This is a genomic window from Streptomyces mutabilis, assembly GCF_014649815.1.
GTDB lineage: Bacteria > Actinomycetota > Actinomycetes > Streptomycetales > Streptomycetaceae > Streptomyces > Streptomyces mutabilis.
Map to the genome: position 1 here is coordinate 1 of NZ_BMTT01000174.1, position 651 is coordinate 651.

The 651-nt window shown below is 29.6% G+C and carries 1 pseudogene; it reads left to right on the forward strand.

Annotated features, from left to right (window positions below):
* Window positions 1–251: 251 nt before the first annotated feature.
* A pseudogene (locus IE142_RS39900) lies at window positions 252–651 on the forward strand (proton-conducting transporter transmembrane domain-containing protein); the annotation flags it as partial.

A 651-nucleotide genomic window follows, 5' to 3' on the forward strand; every position in this document is an offset into this window, starting at 1 on the left:
TATTAACTAATAGAGTAGGTGATACTTTATTAACTGTAGGTATGTTTGCTATATTATGATCTTTTGGTAATATAGATTATGGTACAGTATTTGCATTAGCTCCATATTACAATGAAACAATAATTACAATTATTGGAATTTGTTTATTAATAGGTGCTACAGCTAAAAGTTCACAAGTTGGTTTACATATTTGATTACCTCAAGCTATGGAAGGTCCTACACCTGTATCTGCTTTAATTCACGCAGCTACTATGGTTACAGCAGGAGTATACTTATTAATGAGATCATCACCTTTAATTGAGTATAGTTCAACTGTATTAGTACTTTGTTTATGATTAGGTGCTATAACTACAGTATTTAGTTCTTTAATTGGTTTATTCCAACAAGATATTAAAAAAGTTATTGCTTATTCAACTATGAGTCAATTAGGTATGATGGTAATAGCTGTTGGTTTATCAAGTTATAACTTAGCTTTATTCCATTTAGTTAATCATGCTTTCTATAAAGCATTATTATTCTTAGGTGCTGGTTCAGTTATACACGCTGTAGCAGATAATCAAGATTTTAGAAGATATGGAGGTTTAAGAGAATTCTTACCTTTAACATATTCAGTTATGTTAATAGCTTCATTAAGTTTAGTAGCTGTGCCTT